Below are 17,624 nucleotides of genomic sequence, written 5' to 3'. Positions count from 1 at the left end.
ACGGCGGCGTTACTCACTCATGCCAGGCGCGAAGACGGCGATAGAGCGTTCGCTCACTCAACCCCAACGCCTGGGCCAGTTCACTGCGTGAGCCTTGAAAGGCGCTGGCCACCTGCGCCAGTCGTTCCAGGTCCGCATGCCCACGACGGCGCATGACGGGCACTGTTTTCTCGCCAGGGTCGCGCAGTTCTGCTGGCAGGTCTTTAGCCCGTATCACGCTGTCATCTGCGAACAGTCGCGCCCGCTCGAGAATATTGCGTAATTCCCGAATGTTGCCCGGATAGGCGTAGCGGCTCAGCAGCTGCATCGCCTGATCGTCGACAGTGGGCGCCGCCACGCCAGCCAGTCGCTGCAACAGGGTGTTGATCAACAGCGGCAAATCTTCGCGGCGCTCTCGCAACGACGGTAAGTGAATCGGAAAGGCACTGATCCGGTAGTAGAGGTCCTGCCGAAAGCTGCCTGCCGCGACCATTTCCTTGAGCGGTTTATGGGTGGCCGAGACCAGCCGAAAATCAGAATGCACGGTTCTTAAACTACCGACCGGACGAAAACTGCCGGACTCGATCAATCGTAGAAGTTTGACCTGCATCGCCAAGGGGACTTCACCGATTTCGTCGAGGAAGAGCGTGCCGCCATGCGCCGTTTCCGCCAAGCCAATCTTGCGTTGCGTGGCGCCGGTAAACGCCCCCTTCTCATAACCGAACAGCTCGCTTTCAAGGAGTGACTCGGTAAGCCCGGTGCAATCGACCACCACCAGCGGACCGTTGGCGCGCGGACTGCTGGCGTGCAGCGCGCGGGCAAAAAGCTCCTTGCCCGTGCCCGACTCGCCCTGGAGCAATACCGGGATTTGCGACGGGGCTGCGCGTTGCAATGCAGTCAACGCGTCCTTGAACGCACCCGCACCGCCGACAAGACCGTTCTGTTGCGGCTGGACTGAGGCGGCGACTACGGTACTGAGGCGCTCGACATAAGCAACCACATCGCCCTGCTCATCAATAATGGGTCGCAGTTCGACATCGACATGTTCCGGGCCGCGCGGCGTGTGATGGATGTGCAACATGCGCTCCGGGGCGTGAGACGCATGGGCTTTGCGCATCGGACAATGCTCGCCGGCCTGATCACAGGGAACCGAAAACTGATGCGATACGCGATAGCACTTGGCGCCGATGTGAGGCTTGCCTTTGACGCCGAACTGACGCTGATACGCCGGGTTGGCGGCTATGATGTTGTAGTCGGTGTCCAGAATGATGGTCGGCTGTTTTTCGTGTTCGAGATACGACACCAGCGCTTGCACGTTCGGGCTGGAAATATCAGTGCGGGATGTGGACATGTCAGCCCCTTCAGTCGAGCGCAGGATTGGCGTAATGCGCAAGATACTGCCACAAGCTGCCACTGACTGCCAAAACACTGCCACAAGTACTGCCACAAGTACTGCCAGTTCATGCCATTCCCAGTCGGGCGTATAAATAAAACTCAATAAAAACAGCTGGTTGTCAGGTTATTCAGATAAAAGAAAACTGGCATGCTTATTGAGATGAATACAGGTGGCCAGTCGCGTGTCACCCCATCATCAGGAGAGCAGCAGTGATCATCGGTGACCAACTGCAGGTAGAAGCGTTCTTCGACAGCCATACGTGGACGGTCAGTTACCTGGTGCTGGACCGTGCGACGAAGCAATGCGCGCTGATCGACAGCGTGCTCGACTACGACCCCAAGTCAGGACGCACCCGTACCGATTCGGCCGACCAATTGGTCGCGCGGGCTCGTGAGCTGGGCGCATCGGTAGAGTGGATACTGGAAACCCATGTACACGCCGACCATATTTCCGCCGCGGCCTACCTGAAGAAAACGCTCGGCGGAAAAATCGCCATTGGTAGCCTGATAACCGTCGTGCAGGAAGTGTTCGGCAAGCTCTTCAATGCCGGCAGCGATTTTGCCCGCGATGGCAGTCAGTTCGATGTACTGCTCGATGATTGCGCGCGCTTCAGCATTGGCTCGCTGCAGGCCAAAGCGATGCACACACCGGGGCATACACCGGCGTGCATGACCTATGTTGTCGAAGTCGAGGGCGAAACCGTCGCTTTCGTGGGCGATACCCTGTTCATGCCGGACTACGGCACTGCACGGTGTGATTTTCCGGGTGCCGACGCACGAACGATGTATCGCTCGATCAAAAAAATCCTGAGCCTGCCTCCACAGACCCATCTGTTCATGTGCCATGACTACTTGCCCAATGGCCGCGAACTCAAGTACCTGACGACTGTCGCTGAACAGCGCACCAGCAATATCCACATACACGAAGGCATCGATGAGGATGCCTTTGTGCAGATGCGCGAAGCCCGCGACGCCACCCTGGAAATGCCTGTCCTTATCTTGCCTTCGGTGCAGATCAATATGCGCAGCGGCTATTTGCCAGAGCCCGAAGACAATGGCGTCCGCTATCTGAAAATTCCGCTTAACGCGATTTGAATACGGACTAAGGCGCAAAAATGAATGAGCACAGTCTGCTCGGGATTGGGCTAGGCGCAATCATCGGGGCGATTCTGGCGTTGACCGGGGCAGGCGGTGGCATTCTGGCCGTCCCTCTTTTGGTCTTCGGCCTGGGCCTGTCGATGGTGCAAGCCGCACCGATAGGCTTGCTGGCCGTGGGTCTGGCCGCCGGGGTCGGTGCATTGCTCGGTTTGCGCCAAGGCGTGGTTCGATACCGAGCCGCTGCGTTTATCGCGGGCATCGGTATTGTTGTGGCGCCGTTAGGCCTATGGCTGGCGCATCGTCTGCCCAACTTGCCGCTGACCTTGGCTTTTTCTGCGCTGCTTCTATATGTAAGCGCACGCATATTCACTACCGCCCTGCGCGAGCTGCGTCATGGTCATGCCGCACCGCGCGCAGAGGTCCTGCCGTGCGTGCTCAATCCTCTGCAAGGCCGCCTGCGCTGGACCTTGCCTTGCGCTCGCGCGCTGGCGTTTACCGGCATGCTCTCGGGTTTGCTCTCAGGCTTGCTGGGCGTGGGTGGGGGATTTGTGATCATCCCGGCGCTGACGCGTTATACCAATCTGGATATGAAGAGCGTCGTCGCCACCTCCCTGGCCGTGATCGCACTGGTCTCGGCAGGCAGCGTCGCAACGGCCACGTTGGCCGGCGTGATGTACTGGTCCGTCGGGGCACCTTTCGCAGGTGGCGCGGTGCTCGGCCTGATCGCCGGTCGCCAGATCGCCGGTTACCTTGCCGGACCACGGCTGCAGCAGATGTTTGCAATCGTTGGGGGGATCGCCGCACTGATGCTGGCGCTCAGTGCATTGAGGATTTTTGCTTGAGGCCATTCAGAATGATGAGCAGCAGCAATACTGCTGATACAACCTGCTGCACCGGAGAGGCGCAATGATGATCGACTGGTTAAATTTCACGCCCTGGACTTCGTTGGCCGGAGGCGCACTGATCGGATTGGCCGCCAGCCTGTTTGTTCTGGCCAATGGACGGGTTTCCGGGATCAGCGGCCTGCTCGGCAGCCTTCTACAGCCCGGCAGCGAAGGCCGCAGCGAAAAGGCACTCTTCCTTCTAGGTCTATTGATTGCGCCGCTGGTGTGGGGATTGTTTGCCGCCTTGCCGCTGATAGCGTTCAAAAGCGGTTGGTTTGGCCTGGCGGTGGCGGGGCTGCTGGTGGGCGTCGGCACCCGCTACGGATCGGGCTGCACCAGTGGGCACGGGGTGTGCGGGATTTCCCGGCGCTCCCCGCGCTCCATCGCGGCCACCATCACCTTCATGTTCGCGGGATTCATTACCGTCTTTGTTCTGCGTCATCTTCTCGGGAGCTAACCATGCGCAAACTGACAGCCTTCATTGCCGGCCTGCTATTTGGTATCGGCCTCTTGCTCGCCGGTATGGCCAACCCGGGCAAAGTGCTGGGGTTTCTCGATCTGGCAGGCGCTTGGGATCCGTCGCTGGCGTTTGTCATGGTCGGCGCCATCGCCGTGGCGAGCGTGCCGTTCAGCTGGGCCGGCAAACAATCGAAATCGTTGCTGGGGGCGCCGATGCAGTTGCCCGTCAAACGCGAGCTGGATGTGCGCTTGATCGGTGGCAGCCTGCTGTTCGGTATTGGTTGGGGCATCGCCGGGATATGCCCGGGACCGGCAGTCGTCCTTCTGCTGACGGCGCACTGGCAAGCATTTGTTTTCGTGTTGGCCATGCTGGTCGGCATGCTGTTATTCACCGCGCTGGAAACCCGGCGCGCACATTGATCGGGAGATCATCATGAACGCAAACGTTGGAACCATCGACCGCGCGTTGCGCGTCGCACTGGGCATTATTCTCATCGGACTGACAGTGTCCGGCGCCATTGGCGTATGGGGCTGGATTGGCGTAGTACCACTGGCGACCGGCATCTTCCGCTTCTGCCCAGCCTATTCACTGCTGGGCCTTAATACCTGCAAACGTGATTGATGCTTCGTCCGCTTGACGGAAATCCCGTCAGGCCTTGAACGACTCAAGCTGCCTCGATGGGATTATTCGTTTTTGAGCTCCGGGACTGACGCCAGGCGCCAGCCCTCAGCTTCAAAAAAGTTACCGGAGAACCGCAGCCTCCAGGGCTTGGGAGATGTCGCTAAGGATATCGTCGCAATGTTCGATGCCGATGGAGAGTCGGACCATGTCCCTCGGTACGCCGGCTTTTTCCAGCTCTTCGTCGTTCAACTGGCGATGAGTGGTGGAAGCAGGATGGCAGGCCAGTGATTTGGCATCACCGATGTTGACCAGGCGCACCACCAGTTTCAAGGCATCGATAAAGCGTGCCCCGGCTTCCTGTCCGCCCTTGATGCCGAACGACAGGATCGATGCAGGCTTGCCGCCGGTATAACGTAGAGCAAGTGCATGCTCTGGATGGTCAGGTAACCCGGCGTACTTCACCCAGGCTACTTGGTCATGAGCATTGAGATAGTGGGCGACTTTGAGCGCATTTTCTGTGTGGCGCTCCATGCGCAGCCCAAGCGTTTCCAGGCCTTGCAGGATCAGGAAAGCGTTGAAAGGCGACAATGCAGCACCCGTGTTGCGCAGTGGCACTACCCGGCAGCGGCCGATGAAGGCTGCTGGGCCGAAGGCTTCGGTGTAGGTCACGCCGTGGTAGGACGGGTCAGGCGTGTTCAGCAGGGGGAAACGTTCTTTGTTGTCAGCCCATGGGAATTTGCCGGAGTCGACGACGATGCCGCCGATGCTGGTCCCGTGTCCGCCGATGTACTTGGTCAGCGAGTGCACGATGATATCGGCACCGTGCTCGAAGGGGCGGCAAAGGATGGGCGTGGCAACGGTGTTATCGACGATCAGCGGCACACCATGCCGGTGGGCGGCATCGGCCAGTGCCTGAAGGTCAATAATATTGCCGGCCGGGTTGCCAATGGATTCGCAGAAGACCGCCTTGGTCTTGTCATCGATCAGCGCCTCAAGCGCCGCGATGTCGTCATGGGCAGCGAAACGCGTCTGGATACCAAAGCGCGGCAAGGTATGCGCCAGCAGGTTGTAAGTCCCACCATAAAGCTTGGCCACCGAGACGATGTTGTCACCGACTTCGGCCACGGTCTGGATCGCATAAGTAATAGCGGCCATACCAGAGGCCACCGCCAAGGCACCGACACCGCCCTCCATGGCTGCAACGCGCTTTTCGAGCACGTCGTTGGTAGGGTTCATGATGCGCGAGTAAATATTGCCTGCGACTTTCAGGTCAAACAGGTCGGCACCATGCTGTGTATCGTCGAATGCGTAGGATGCGGTTTGGTAGATCGGCACCGCTACTGCTTTAGTTGTCGGGTCGGGGCTATAGCCAGCGTGGATAGCCATGGTTTCCAGTTTCATGCTCGCTCGTTCCTTCAGGAGTCGTGGGTGTACCTGAAGAATGTGTCGAGCAAAGGCGGTAGTCAAGTCAGGGGAGGAGGAGTTCGACTATGTCGATTAGGCATCGTCCAGCGTTTGATTTCCGAATAGGTAAGACGCTCACGTTAGCGATGGTGCCGGAGTTGACGTCGTGCCTCTGTTATCGTTCGTGTATCGCGCTCGCTTAGCCCTTCTCAAACAGTCGTAATAGGACCTCTCATGCAGCCTGTAGTCCCTCACAACGTCCTTCATGCCGTAGCGCATGCCCAGGCGTCAATCGAACGTGTGGCGGACCATTTCGCAGGTGCACTATGTTGATGCAATCCGTGGAGTCCCTGCTTGCAGAGCTGCGCGCACTTGACGAGCATCCGCGCATCGAAGCCAAGCGTGCCGGACAGGTCGGCAGCTCGGTGATGCAGACCATCTGTGCTTTCGCCAACGAGCCTGGATTGGGTGGCGGTTATCTGCTGCTGGGCGTGTGCGAGCCGAACGAGCTGGATGATAAGTTCTGGCTTGAAGGCGTGGCCGATATCGATAAGCTGCTGAATGATATTCAGTGCAATTGTCGCGAGCAGTTCGAGACGCCAATTCCGGTGCAATGTGAGACAGCATTGCTGGAAGATAAACGGGTCGTTGCGGTTTACGTGCCAGAGCTGGATGCGGCGGCGAAGCCCTGTGTGTTCAAGGGCAAGTTCGACAGCAAGAACAAGCGTAAGACAGGCGTCTGGCGGCGTGGGCTCAATGGTGACTACGAGTGTTCGCAACAAGAGCTTGAACCGTTGCTACTGGCCAAGTCAGGGTTGAGTTTCGAGCAGGTTGTCCTCCCGGACGCCGAGTGGGATGACCTGGATGTTGGTGCGATTTCGCTGTATCGCCAGTTGCGCGCACGGGTGCGCCCGCAGGCCGAGGAATTGCTGGCTACCGATGAGGAAATGCTGCGTGCGCTGAATCTGGTCAAGCGAGTCGATGGTCATTGGCGACCCAATGTTGCGGGTTTGCTGCTGTTAGGTAAGCCACTGTCCCTGCGTCGTCTTCTACCCGCAGTACGGGTGGATTATGTGCGCATTCAGGGTGTGCAGTGGGTACAGGATCCGTCGCAACGTTTTGCGACGACCCAGGATTTTCGTGAGCCGCTGATTCGGTTGATAGCGCGGCTGGAAGCAACAATTCTCGATGATATGCCCCGGCATTTTCGTTTGCGCGAGGGAGAAACGCAGCGCTCTGATCAGCCGCTGCTGCCGCAGAAGGTGATTCGCGAGGCTGTTGTGAACGCTCTGATGCACCGGGACTATCAGGTAAACCAGCCGACACTCGTGGTGCGTTACAGCAATCGACTGGAAATCCGCAACGCGGGCTACTCACTCAAACCCACGGCGATGCTGGGTGAAATGGGATCGCTGTTGCGCAATCCGGTGATTGCCAGCGTGCTCTATGACCTGGATTTTGCCGAAACTAAAGGCACCGGTATCCGCACCATGCGCCGCCTGCTTCAGGAATTGGGATTGACGGCCCCGGTGTTCAGCAGCCATCAGTTGGAAAACCAGTTTACGGCTATCTACCTGCTTCATCAGCTATTGGGAGAGGAACAGTTACGCTGGCTGCATCAGTTCAGCCATCTACACCTGACAGACGACGAGGCCAAAGCGTTGATATTGGCGGCGGAAACCGGCGCGGTGGATAATGCCGCGCTACGGGCCATCAGCGGGCTCGATACTCTGGCGGCCAGCCAAACGCTGCGGCGACTGCATCATGATCGCGGCTTGCTGGTGAAGGGCGGCGGCGGACCTTCCACTTACTATCAACTCGCCGAATTGCCAGTACTCCCGCTTTTTGACGCGCCGCAGACCTCCTCGCCGTGCGAGCTCAATGCGACTTCAACCCTAAATGCGAGTGACCTCGGCGCAAATGCGAGTGACCTCGGTGCAAATGCGAGTGACCTCGGTGCAAATGCGAGTGACCTCGGCGCAGATACGAGTGAGCTACCACCGCCACTGCTTGCTGCCATTGCTGCGCTCTCGCCCAAGCCACGCAAGGAAAAGCTGCGCCCATTAATACTCTGGCTTTGCGCCATCCGTCCGCAAAGCGCCGAGCAATTGGCCAGGCAATTAAACAGGCAAGTGGTCCCGCTGAAGACCGGGCATGTAAACCCGCTGCGTGAACAGCAAGGCTTGCTGGAATACGTGCACCCCGAAGTGATCAATCACCCGCAACAGGCCTATCGAACCACCGAGGCCGGCCGTGCATGGCTTGCAGAACTGGGGGTGGTGCTGTGAGACGGACCGGGTGTTTGTGAGTGATTTCGATGCAGTGGTGAAGACGCTGGCCGAGCCCACGACAGCCGAGAAAAACAAAACGGGTGATGAATGACAACGAAGAATGAAACTACCTGAAAATGCCCGAGTTGTGGTTTCCGGAGTTTCAGGGGGTAAGATCGGAACGACCTTCGCGATATCGACTGATCGCAGCCTTCGGCAGCTCCTACAGTCAATCGGTAGCAAGACGAAAACAAGAAAGCCCGCACAGGGCGGGCTTCTCGGGGTGTTTCGGCGCTGTCAACGACAGGCCGAAACATCAATTTGGTGCACCAGGCGGGATTCGAACCCACGACCACTGCCTTCGGAGGGCAGTACTCTATCCAGCTGAGCTACTGGTGCAATGCGGGCGCCATGATACTCATCTGGCTGGCGGGCGTCCATGCTGGCGAGTGCTGTTGTTGATTTCGCACGTAACAGGGTGTGAACGTGACGTTGATCTGAAATTAATCGGCAAAACTCCGTTTTCGTTCTTTTTTTCGAACAGACTATTGTCCTTTACCCCCGCAGACCCTAGGATTCGTTTGAGATTTCAAACGCTTTTGGCTGGGTGCTGAACCGCACGTTCTACGATCAGTGCGCTATTTGTGCTTGAGTACGGTGAATGATTTCCTGACGGCAGCCTTTATAGGCGCCTTTGAACAAACAAAAAAATTCGCTCCGCGCGTGCGCGGTGCTGTTTAGGAGACCGACATGCAGCTTAAAGACACCCAATTGTTCCGTCAGCAAGCCTTTATCGATGGCGTTTGGCTGGATTCGGACAATGGTCAGACGATCAAGGTGAACAACCCGGCTACCAATGAGATTCTCGGGACTGTTCCGAAGATGGGTGCTGTTGAAACCCGCCGCGCGATCGAAGCTGCTAACAAGGCCCTGCCGGCCTGGCGTGCGTTGACCGCCAAGGACCGTGGGAACAAGCTGCGTCGTTGGTTCGAACTGATTATCGAAAACCAGGACGACCTCGCTCGCCTGATGACCCTGGAACAGGGTAAGCCGCTGGCTGAAGCCAAGGGCGAAATCGTTTACGCCGCGTCGTTTCTCGAGTGGTTCGCTGAAGAAGCCAAGCGCATCTACGGTGATGTGATTCCGGGTCACCAGCCAGACAAGCGTCTGATTGTGATCAAACAGCCAATCGGCGTGACGGCGGCGATTACGCCGTGGAACTTCCCGGCAGCGATGATTACCCGTAAAGCGGGCCCGGCGTTGGCTGCTGGCTGCACCATGGTGCTGAAGCCGGCTTCGCAGACTCCGTTCTCGGCGCTGGCGCTGGCTGAGCTGGCGCACCGCGCTGGCATCCCGAATGGTGTGTTCAGTGTTGTCACCGGCAGTGCTGGCGACATCGGCGGCGAGCTGACCAGCAACCCGATCGTGCGTAAATTGTCCTTCACGGGCTCGACTGAAGTCGGTCGCCAACTGATGGCCGAATGCGCCAAGGACATCAAGAAAGTGTCCCTGGAGTTGGGCGGCAACGCGCCGTTCATCGTGTTCGACGACGCCGATCTGGATAAGGCGGTCGAAGGTGCAATCATCTCCAAGTACCGTAACAACGGTCAGACCTGCGTTTGCGCCAACCGCTTGTACGTGCAGGACGCCGTCTATGACGCGTTCGCCGAGAAGCTGAAAGTCGCGGTGTCCAAGCTCAAGATCGGTAACGGTCTGGAAGTCGGCACCACCACTGGCCCGTTGATCGACGGAAAAGCCGTGGCCAAGGTCAAGGAACACATCGCTGACGCCATCAGCAAAGGCGCGACCGTACTGGCTGGCGGCAACAGCCTGGAAGGCAACTTCTTCGAGCCGACCATTCTGGTCAACGTGTCTAAAGATGCGGCTGTGTCCAAGGAAGAAACCTTCGGCCCGCTGGCTCCGCTGTTCCGCTTCAAAGATGAAGACGAAGTGATCGCGATGGCCAACGACACCGAATTCGGTCTGGCGTCGTACTTCTACGCCCGTGACCTTAGCCGCGTGTTCCGTGTTTCCGAGGCGCTGGAATACGGCATGGTTGGCGTTAACACTGGCCTGATCTCCAACGAAGTCGCGCCGTTTGGCGGCATCAAGGCGTCGGGTCTGGGCCGTGAAGGCTCGAAGTACGGCATCGAAGATTATCTGGAAATCAAGTACCTGTGCCTGGGCATCTAATTCTGTCAGCACAGTAGCGACACGTAATTTCACCTGTAGTTGGAACGTTGCAGCAGTCGATCATCGTATGCTGCTGCAACTGCCACCCGACTGCTTAATCCTTGAACGACGCCGCCCGATGAGCGGTGAATGAGGACATTATGAGCCAGACCAACGAATCCTTGATGCAACGCCGCAATGCCGCTGTTCCGCGCGGCGTGGGCCAGATCCACCCGATCTTCGCGGCTTCCGCCAAGAACGCTACTGTTACCGACGTTGAAGGTCGTGAGTTCATCGACTTCGCGGGTGGTATCGCGGTACTGAACACCGGTCACCTGCACCCGAAAATTATCGCGGCCGTGCAAGAACAACTGACCAAGCTGACCCACACCTGCTTCCAGGTATTGGCCTACGAACCGTACGTTGAGCTGTGCGAAAAGATCAACGCCAAGGTGCCAGGTGATTTCGAGAAGAAAACCCTGCTGGTCACCACCGGTTCCGAAGCGGTAGAAAACGCTGTGAAAATTGCCCGCGCCGCCACTGGCCGTGCCGGCATCATCGCGTTCACTGGCGCTTACCACGGCCGTACCATGATGACCCTGGGTCTGACCGGTAAAGTCGTGCCTTACTCGGCCGGCATGGGCCTGATGCCAGGCGGCATCTTCCGCGCGCTGTACCCGTGCGCACTGCATGACGTGACGGTTGACGACTCCATCGCCAGCATCGAGCGCATCTTCAAAAATGACGCCGAGCCACGTGACATCGCTGCAATCATCATCGAACCCGTTCAGGGCGAAGGTGGTTTCTACGTCGCGCCGAAAGAGTTCATGGTTCGTTTGCGTGCCCTGTGCGACAAGCACGGCATTCTGCTGATCGCGGACGAAGTACAAACGGGCGCTGGCCGTACCGGTACATTCTTCGCGATGGAACAGATGGGCGTTTCTGCCGACCTGACCACGTTTGCCAAGTCTATTGCTGGCGGTTTCCCGTTGGCTGGCGTGTGCGGCAAAGCCGAGTACATGGACGCCATCGCTCCAGGCGGCCTGGGTGGCACTTATGCCGGTAGCCCGGTTGCTTGTGCTGCGGCACTGGCCGTGTTGGAAGTGTTTGAAGAAGAGCACCTGCTGGACCGTTGCAAAGCGGTTGGCGAGCGTCTGGTAACGGGCCTGCGTGCTATTCAAGCCAAGTACCCGGTGATCGGTGACGTTCGTGCCTTGGGCGCAATGATCGCTGTCGAGCTGTTCGAAGGCGGCGACCCGCACAAGCCTAACGCCGCTGCTGTGGCTCAGGTTGTAGCCAAGGCGCGCGACAAGGGTCTGATCCTGCTGTCGTGCGGTACTTACGGCAACGTGCTGCGCGTTCTGGTCCCGCTGACGGCTCCTGACGAGCTGCTGGACAAAGGTCTGGCGATCATCGAAGAGTGCTTCGCCGAACTCGCATAAATGTGAGTCAGTAAACAAAAAAACCCGCTTCGGCGGGTTTTTCTTGTTTTAGGACAAGCATTTGCGCTTCGCGGCTATATCCCTACGGTTTGTTTGGATAAAGTGCGGGTATCGCTGTCGGAGAGCTTGGAATGACCGTTGTTGAACTGCCCACTGCACCCCGTGTTTTGATCGCCGAGGCTGACCCTTGGGTGCGCGACATGCTGACCGAATTAGTCATGAGTGTGCGCGGTGATGCTGACCTGAAGGTGTGCTCCGAAGGGCTGGAGGCGCAAGACTGGTTGAGTCATCAGCAACCCGATCTGGTGATTGCCGGTTGGGAGCTGCCGGGCTCCGATGGCTTGAGCCTGCTGCGCGGGGTGCGTCAACAGTGTCGTCAGCCAGCGTTGCCTTTTATCCTGCTGAGTAGCCGCAATGACAGCGCCAGTGTGCGCGAGGCATTGCCGCTGGCCCCCACGGCTTACTTGACCAAGCCCTTGAATATGGACGGTCTGCGTCAACGCCTGGAGGATTTATTGCTTCAAGCGAGTGAGCCTGTCGCTGTTGCGATTCCGGCATTGGCACCTGGTTTGAGCCTGTCGCAGTTCCTCGAAAGTCGCCGGGAAACCGCGGATGGCGCGCCCTTGCAGGTGGATGTGCATAAGGCGCTGAGGAGCAGTCAGGGTGCGACCGGCGCGGATTTGAAGCTGCTGGAGCAAGAACTGCGTGCTGACCCGCATATCACGGCAGTATTGATCGCTGCCGCCAACAGCGCGGCGCAGCACCTGGGCAAAGGCGTGCAGACCTTGCCGCAGGCGCTGCAGGCGCTGGGCCCGACGCAGAGCGTCAATCTGCTCCTTGGCCTCGCCATGAAGCGCAACGCCAGGCTGACGGACGAAGGGCTGATCGCCCACGCTCAGCTTTTTTGGGAGCAATCGCGCAGCACGGCTGAATATGCACGCTCGCTCGCGCGGTTGCTTGACCTGGACCAGGAGCGTTGTTTCTGTGCCGGGTTGCTGCACAGTCTGGGGGATTTGACGGTGTTGCGTTGCTTGCAGGACTGGATGCTGGCCGGCGGTGAGCTGGATGAGACGGCGGTCAGCGAGTCGTTGGCGCAATTCGGTGCGGGGTTCGGCTCGGCACTGCGCACGCGTTGGCGCTTGCCGCTGGAGCTGCGTGAGTTGATTGCGGCGGTCTATCACTTCGGTGGCGGCGTGTACTCGCGCGAAGCCCTGGCGATGAACGTGGCGGCGCAACTGGCGCTGCTCGGCCCGGAAGAGGGCGTTGAGGCCTTGGCCAACAGCAAATCGGCCCGTCTACTGAAGGTCGGGGCATCGGAGCTGGGGCGGTTGCGCAAAGCGTAAGTCTTTGTTGGCCGACAGGCCCTTTTCGCCAATGAATTGGCGAAAAGGCTGCATCTGGCGCAGAGAACCGTCAGACCAAAACAATCTGATTCTTGCCCTGACGTTTGGCTTGGTACATCGCGGCATCGGCCCGAGCGTAGAGAACCTCCAGGCCAGGGTCATCGTCGCGCAGGTTGGTCAGGCCCTGACTGACGGTGATGCCGAATGCCTGGTTGTTGCACTGGAAGCTCAAGCGCTGGATTTCCCGTTGCAGCCGTTCGGCGATTTGCTTGGCCATGTCCGGTGAGCACCCGGGGAGCACGGCGGCAAACTCTTCCCCGCCGATACGTCCGAACACATCGCCTCGACGCAGCGCCGAACGTCCACTCTCGGCGATGCGTTGCAACACCTGATCGCCTTCCTGATGGCCGTATGTATCGTTGACCAGCTTGAAGTCATCGATGTCCAGGAGCAAAAACGCCAAAGGCGTTCCCTGTAAACGAGCCTGTTCGAATTCATGCTGAGCGCATTCGAAAAAATGCCGACGGTTACTGCTCTGGGTCAGCACGTCAGTGGTAGCGAGACGTTGAAGTTCGCCTTCAAGCTGCTTCTTTTCAGTAATGTCTTCGGCGATACCCACCACAATCAGGCGCTGTCCGCGTTCCTGGCGACTGATAAAGCATTTGTCGCTCAGCCAGCGGACCTGCCCGTCTGAACGGATGATCCGGTATTCGCGGTCTTCGATGGCACCCTTGTCCAGCACCTGGGTCAGGCTGCGTTCGGCATAGTCCAGGTCGTCGGGGTAAATGCTGTCGCGCCACTCGTTGTAGTCGGCGAGCAACAGGCCGGCCGAGCGTCCGAAAATCTGCTCATAGGCCGGGCTGACGTAAATCATTTGCTGGGTTTCCCAGTCGAACGCCCATAACACCGCGTTGACGCTGACCAGCAGCGAACTGAAAAGCTGTTCGCGCTCGCTCAGGCGTGCGACTTCTGCTTGGGCGTGCATCAGCGCCAGGAGGGTTTCCGCGGAAGGCGGCAGGTCGGTGGGGGCAGGCTGGTTAAGGGGCGTCTGTCTGTCCATGAGCACTGCATCTCTAGAAGATGTGCGGCGCACAGCCACAAGTGAGCCCACCGAAATAGTGAGCTATTCATTCAGATAGAAAGTAGGAGATGAAGTTCCAGCAGGCGCGCTCCCGGGCGGGGCGCGCCGATCAACGGTGTCAGACGGCGACAGGCCGCAGCGAGTAGGTTTTCAGTTGGCTGGCGAAATCACGCAGTGACTGGATGCCACTGGCTTCGGCTTCATGAACCCACTCTTTGATCGCGGCGAGCATGTCGTGACCGTTGGTGCTGGTTTTTAGCCAGATATGCTGCAGTGCCAAGCGCTTCTCGTAGATCACTCTCAGTGCCTGGCTGTGTTCGAGCATGGTCTGGATGTGCAGGTGGTGTTTATCTTCAAGCAGGCTGGTTTCTCGAGAGAGCAGGCGCTTGGCGCGATGGAACTGATGACGTACCGACGCATCGGCCTTGGCCAGCTCTTGTTTGACCAGCGGCGCGATCACCAATTTGCGGTACTGGGCCATGATCTGAAAGCGATTGTTGAGGATCGCCATGGCGGTATCCATGTCCACATGACCCTTGCCTTCAACCCGGTGGGCGATAGGCGCGACACGCTGAACCTTGGCCAGACGGAAGAAGCTGAAGACCTTGATCCAGGCCCAGCCCATGTCAAATTCCCACTTCTTGACCGACAGCTTGGCCGAGTTCGGGTAGGTGTGATGGTTGTTATGCAGCTCTTCGCCGCCGATCAGGATGCCCCATGGCACCAGATTGGTCGCTGCGTCACGGCACTCGAAATTACGGTAGCCCACGGCATGACCAAGACCATTGACGACGCCGGCGGCCCAGAAGGGAATCCACATCATCTGTATCGCCCAGACGGTGATACCGATCACACCGAACAACGCTAGGTCGATCACCGCCATTATCGAGATCCCCAGGATCGGGAAACGAGTGTACAGGTGGCGTTCGATCCAGTCGTTTGGACAATTTTTGCCGTAGATGCGAAGTGTGTCCGGATTTTCCGCTTCAGCGCGATACAATTCTGCGCCTTTGCGCAGTACAGTAGACAGTCCTTTGATCACCGGGCTGTGCGGATCATCGACGGTTTCGCATTTGGCGTGATGCTTGCGGTGAATGGCGGTCCACTCACGTGTGTTCTGGGCAGTGGTCAGCCACAGCCAGAAGCGGAAAAAATGTTTGAGCCCGGCGTTGAGTTCCAGTGAACGGTGGGCAGAGTAGCGATGTAGATAGACCGTGACGCCGACAATGGTCACATGGGTCATCAACAGGATGGCTACCACCAGTTGCCAAACTGATAGATCAAGAAGACCGTTGTTCCACATAAAATGTGTTGCCCTCAAAAATGCTCGATGAATATAAAAGCAGCAGCAGGCATTATCACTGACTCAGCTGATAAAACCAGTCGCACTTTTAGATATGAGTCGCCGGATGTTTCTACCCTATAATCCGCGCATTCCGTAAGGTTTTTTTTAATTTTATGTCAGTTTCTTCTCGCAATGCGCTGCGGACGGCCCTGCTCTACGCGCTGGTGTCGGCTTTGTGGCTTGAGATCAGCAATGCCTCGCTCCGGCATCTGATCCAGGATCAGGCTAGTTTCGACCAATGGCAGTTGGTGAATGCCTATGCATGGCTGATTTTCAGCGCCGTGCTGATTTTTTTCGCCCGTACCCGGCTCCTCGGCTGTATGGCGGCGGCTGCGCGCGCAGGGCTGAAAAAGCAGGACCAGGAGCGCTTGAGCCAAGCGGAGGCGGTGTTCGATTGCACGCGCGAAGGCGTCGTGGTCACTGACAAGCAAGGGTCGATCGTGCATGTGAACCGGGCCTTCATGGAAATTACCGGTTACCAGGAAAACGAAGTGCTCGGGCTTAACCCGAAAAAATTCAAGTCTGGCCGCCACGGGCCTGATTTCTACCAGACCATGTTTCAGGCGTTGAACGCCAGCGGTCAATGGAGCGGCGAGATCTGGAACCGTCGTAAAAACGGCGAGATTTTTCCGCAATGGCAAAGCATCCGTGTCATCAAGGACGAGAACAGCGAAATCAGCCATTACGTGGCGGTGTTTTCAGACATCTCCGCCATCAAGCGTTCGCAGCGCGAGCTGGTGCACCTGGCGCACTTCGATCCGCTGACCAGTTTGCCTAATCGTCTGTTGTTTACCGACCGTACCGAGCAAGCTCTGGAGCATGCCCAGGCCAACAAGCGTGGCTGTGCGTTATTGCTGATCGATCTGGATCACTTCAAGAACATCAACGACAGTCTTGGGCATAACGTCGGCGATCAGGTCCTCAAAATTGTGGCTGAGCGCCTGAATACATTGTTCGGCAACGGCATCACTCTGGCCCGGCTCGGGGGGGATGAGTTCGCCGTGTTGGCAGAAAACTGCCAGCAGGTGGCTCAGGCCGCAGAACTGGCTCAGAGAGTTATTGAGGGTTTGAAAAAGCCGTTCGTGTTCGAGGGCCATCAGCTGTTTATCAGCGCGAGTGTGGGCATCAGCCTGTTCCCCAGTGACGCCCTGAATGCCGAGCAACTGCTGCGCAACGCCGATTCGGCGCTGTTCAAGGCTAAAAACGAAGGCCGCGAAGGCTATGCCTTGTATACCGAAGAGCTGACCGCGCATGCGCAGCAGCGGGTCGAATTGGCCAGTGAGCTTCGTCGCGCCATCGAGCACGAGGAGTTGCGGGTGTTTTATCAGCCGATACATGACCTCCCAAGCGGCCGTATGTCCGGGGTCGAAGCACTGGTGCGCTGGCAGCATCCTGAACGCGGCCTGGTGTCCCCGGGCGACTTTATCCCGATTGCCGAACAAAGTGGTTTGATCGCCGATATCGACATTTGGGTGCTCAAGCACGCCTGCCAGCAGATGAGTGATTGGCAAAAGGCCGGGATCACCCTTGAATTTGTCGCGGTGAATGTTTCCAGTCGGATGTTTGGTCGCAGCGATTTGTATCAGCACGTCGCGGAGGTTCTTCGCGACACGGGGCTTGATTCGCGTTTTCTGGAGCTGGAGGTCACTGAAAGTGCGGTGATGGAAGACCCGGACATGGCCATCGAGCAACTGCATCGCCTGCGTGAATTGGGCCTGCGACTGGCCATTGATGACTTTGGCACGGGCTATTCGTCGTTGCTGCGGCTCAAACGCATGCCGGTGCAAAAGCTGAAAATCGATCAGGGCTTTATCGCCGGTTTGCCCCATGACGAGGATGATGTCGCTATCGTTCGAGTGATCATCGCGCTTGCGCGAACGTTGGGCATGCAGGTGCTGGCCGAAGGCATCGAGCGTCCCGAGCAGGCGAGTTTCCTGCTGGAGAACCATTGCGAACAGGGCCAAGGCTACTGGTTTGGTCGTCCACAGCCGGCTGAAAAGCTGGATTTACACCATGTGGTGACGTTGTCCTGAGCTCCCGAATGTCACGTTGCTGGAAACGCGCAATGCGTTTCCTTGCCGGGAAATGCCTCTAAATTCTTTTTGGTTATATCTGCATTCTTAAATAGTA

Annotated in this window: 14 protein-coding genes and 1 tRNA gene; 10 read left to right on the top strand and 5 right to left on the bottom strand. The window is 58.0% G+C overall.

Translation table 11 applies throughout. The annotated features are described in order from the left end of the window. Positions 1–13: 13 nt before the first annotated feature. Positions 14–1,330, bottom strand: coding sequence for a sigma-54 interaction domain-containing protein (locus AC1MEA_RS06610; RefSeq protein WP_480917163.1), 1,317 nt, complete (start codon positions 1,328–1,330; stop codon positions 14–16). A 254-nt stretch (positions 1,331–1,584) separates the two neighbouring features. On the opposite strand from AC1MEA_RS06610, the gene AC1MEA_RS06605 reads away from it, so the two are divergent. The 5 genes from AC1MEA_RS06605 to AC1MEA_RS06585 all read left to right on the top strand — a co-directional run bounded on the left by AC1MEA_RS06605 (position 1,585) and on the right by AC1MEA_RS06585 (position 4,437). Then, entirely contained in the window at positions 1,585–2,469 is an 885-nt protein-coding gene (locus AC1MEA_RS06605) for an MBL fold metallo-hydrolase (protein WP_480917162.1), read from the top strand. Positions 2,470–2,489: 20 nt separating this feature from the next. Next, complete coding sequence (locus tag AC1MEA_RS06600) at positions 2,490–3,314, top strand: sulfite exporter TauE/SafE family protein (protein ID WP_480917161.1); 825 nt, start codon at positions 2,490–2,492, stop codon at positions 3,312–3,314. Between the two features lie 64 nt (positions 3,315–3,378). Next, positions 3,379–3,813, top strand: coding sequence for a YeeE/YedE family protein (locus AC1MEA_RS06595; RefSeq protein ID WP_219063708.1), 435 nt, complete (start codon positions 3,379–3,381; stop codon positions 3,811–3,813). A gap of 2 nt (positions 3,814–3,815) precedes the next feature. Beyond that, positions 3,816–4,235 carry a DUF6691 family protein gene (locus AC1MEA_RS06590; RefSeq protein WP_480917160.1) on the top strand — a complete coding sequence of 140 codons (420 nt, stop codon included), beginning with the start codon at positions 3,816–3,818 and terminating at the stop codon, positions 4,233–4,235. A gap of 13 nt (positions 4,236–4,248) precedes the next feature. Then, positions 4,249–4,437, top strand: a complete 189-nt coding sequence (locus AC1MEA_RS06585; RefSeq protein WP_219063710.1) for a YgaP family membrane protein — start codon at positions 4,249–4,251, stop codon at positions 4,435–4,437. 120 nt (positions 4,438–4,557) lie between these two features. Here AC1MEA_RS06585 and AC1MEA_RS06580 read toward each other — a convergent pair whose 3' ends face one another. Further along, complete coding sequence (locus AC1MEA_RS06580; protein WP_449635285.1) at positions 4,558–5,838, bottom strand: bifunctional O-acetylhomoserine aminocarboxypropyltransferase/cysteine synthase; 1,281 nt, start codon at positions 5,836–5,838, stop codon at positions 4,558–4,560. Between the two features lie 329 nt (positions 5,839–6,167). On the opposite strand from AC1MEA_RS06580, the gene AC1MEA_RS06575 reads away from it, so the two are divergent. Then, positions 6,168–8,129: an ATP-binding protein gene (locus AC1MEA_RS06575; RefSeq protein WP_480917159.1), complete on the top strand. Its 1,962-nt coding sequence runs from the start codon at positions 6,168–6,170 to the stop codon at positions 8,127–8,129. 304 nt (positions 8,130–8,433) lie between these two features. Here the strand turns inward: AC1MEA_RS06575 and AC1MEA_RS06570 are convergent. Beyond that, positions 8,434–8,510, bottom strand: a tRNA-Arg gene (locus AC1MEA_RS06570). 351 nt (positions 8,511–8,861) lie between these two features. On the opposite strand from AC1MEA_RS06570, the gene gabD reads away from it, so the two are divergent. From gabD to AC1MEA_RS06555, 3 genes are all read left to right on the top strand, one after another. Continuing rightward, entirely contained in the window at positions 8,862–10,304 is a 1,443-nt protein-coding gene (gene gabD, locus AC1MEA_RS06565) for an NADP-dependent succinate-semialdehyde dehydrogenase (protein WP_480917158.1), read from the top strand. A gap of 140 nt (positions 10,305–10,444) precedes the next feature. Then, the gene (gene gabT, locus AC1MEA_RS06560) at positions 10,445–11,725 is read left to right on the top strand and encodes a 4-aminobutyrate--2-oxoglutarate transaminase (RefSeq protein ID WP_219063714.1); all 1,281 of its coding nucleotides are present in this window, start codon (positions 10,445–10,447) and stop codon (positions 11,723–11,725) included. A 131-nt stretch (positions 11,726–11,856) separates the two neighbouring features. Beyond that, the gene (locus AC1MEA_RS06555; protein ID WP_480917157.1) at positions 11,857–13,068 is read left to right on the top strand and encodes an HDOD domain-containing protein; all 1,212 of its coding nucleotides are present in this window, start codon (positions 11,857–11,859) and stop codon (positions 13,066–13,068) included. Between the two features lie 70 nt (positions 13,069–13,138). Here AC1MEA_RS06555 and AC1MEA_RS06550 read toward each other — a convergent pair whose 3' ends face one another. Together AC1MEA_RS06550 and desA are read right to left on the bottom strand one after the other, a co-directional pair. Then, on the bottom strand, positions 13,139–14,128 hold the full coding sequence (locus AC1MEA_RS06550) for a GGDEF domain-containing protein (RefSeq protein ID WP_449635283.1): 990 nt from the start codon (positions 14,126–14,128) through the stop codon (positions 13,139–13,141). Positions 14,129–14,267: 139 nt separating this feature from the next. Next, positions 14,268–15,452: a delta-9 fatty acid desaturase DesA gene (gene desA, locus AC1MEA_RS06545; protein WP_480917156.1), complete on the bottom strand. Its 1,185-nt coding sequence runs from the start codon at positions 15,450–15,452 to the stop codon at positions 14,268–14,270. Between the two features lie 155 nt (positions 15,453–15,607). Here desA and dibA point away from each other — a divergent pair, with 155 nt between their 5' ends. Beyond that, on the top strand, positions 15,608–17,527 hold the full coding sequence (gene dibA / locus AC1MEA_RS06540; RefSeq protein WP_480917155.1) for a phosphodiesterase DibA: 1,920 nt from the start codon (positions 15,608–15,610) through the stop codon (positions 17,525–17,527). The last annotated feature ends 97 nt before the right edge of the window (positions 17,528–17,624 follow it).

It is taken from the genome of Pseudomonas sp. ASL8, from assembly GCF_056680355.1.
Note: the sequence above shows the minus strand (reverse complement) of the source record. Positions and strands in the feature narration are given on the sequence as shown.

What these genes read in the sequence shown, in the direction of transcription:
- AC1MEA_RS06555 (WP_480917157.1), top strand. Translation starts at nt 11,857, where the DNA reads ATGACCGTTGTTGAACTGCCCACTGCACCCCGTGTTTTGATCGCCGAG.
- AC1MEA_RS06600 (WP_480917161.1), top strand. Translation starts at nt 2,490, where the DNA reads ATGAATGAGCACAGTCTGCTCGGGATTGGGCTAGGCGCAATCATCGGG.
- AC1MEA_RS06590 (WP_480917160.1), top strand. Translation starts at nt 3,816, where the DNA reads ATGCGCAAACTGACAGCCTTCATTGCCGGCCTGCTATTTGGTATCGGC.
- AC1MEA_RS06595 (WP_219063708.1), top strand. Translation starts at nt 3,379, where the DNA reads ATGATGATCGACTGGTTAAATTTCACGCCCTGGACTTCGTTGGCCGGA.
- dibA (WP_480917155.1), top strand. Translation starts at nt 15,608, where the DNA reads ATGTCAGTTTCTTCTCGCAATGCGCTGCGGACGGCCCTGCTCTACGCG.
- gabD (WP_480917158.1), top strand. Translation starts at nt 8,862, where the DNA reads ATGCAGCTTAAAGACACCCAATTGTTCCGTCAGCAAGCCTTTATCGAT.
- desA (WP_480917156.1), bottom strand. Translation starts at nt 15,452, where the DNA reads ATGTGGAACAACGGTCTTCTTGATCTATCAGTTTGGCAACTGGTGGTA.
- AC1MEA_RS06610 (WP_480917163.1), bottom strand. Translation starts at nt 1,330, where the DNA reads ATGTCCACATCCCGCACTGATATTTCCAGCCCGAACGTGCAAGCGCTG.
- AC1MEA_RS06550 (WP_449635283.1), bottom strand. Translation starts at nt 14,128, where the DNA reads ATGGACAGACAGACGCCCCTTAACCAGCCTGCCCCCACCGACCTGCCG.
- AC1MEA_RS06575 (WP_480917159.1), top strand. Translation starts at nt 6,168, where the DNA reads ATGTTGATGCAATCCGTGGAGTCCCTGCTTGCAGAGCTGCGCGCACTT.
- AC1MEA_RS06585 (WP_219063710.1), top strand. Translation starts at nt 4,249, where the DNA reads ATGAACGCAAACGTTGGAACCATCGACCGCGCGTTGCGCGTCGCACTG.
- gabT (WP_219063714.1), top strand. Translation starts at nt 10,445, where the DNA reads ATGAGCCAGACCAACGAATCCTTGATGCAACGCCGCAATGCCGCTGTT.
- AC1MEA_RS06580 (WP_449635285.1), bottom strand. Translation starts at nt 5,838, where the DNA reads ATGAAACTGGAAACCATGGCTATCCACGCTGGCTATAGCCCCGACCCG.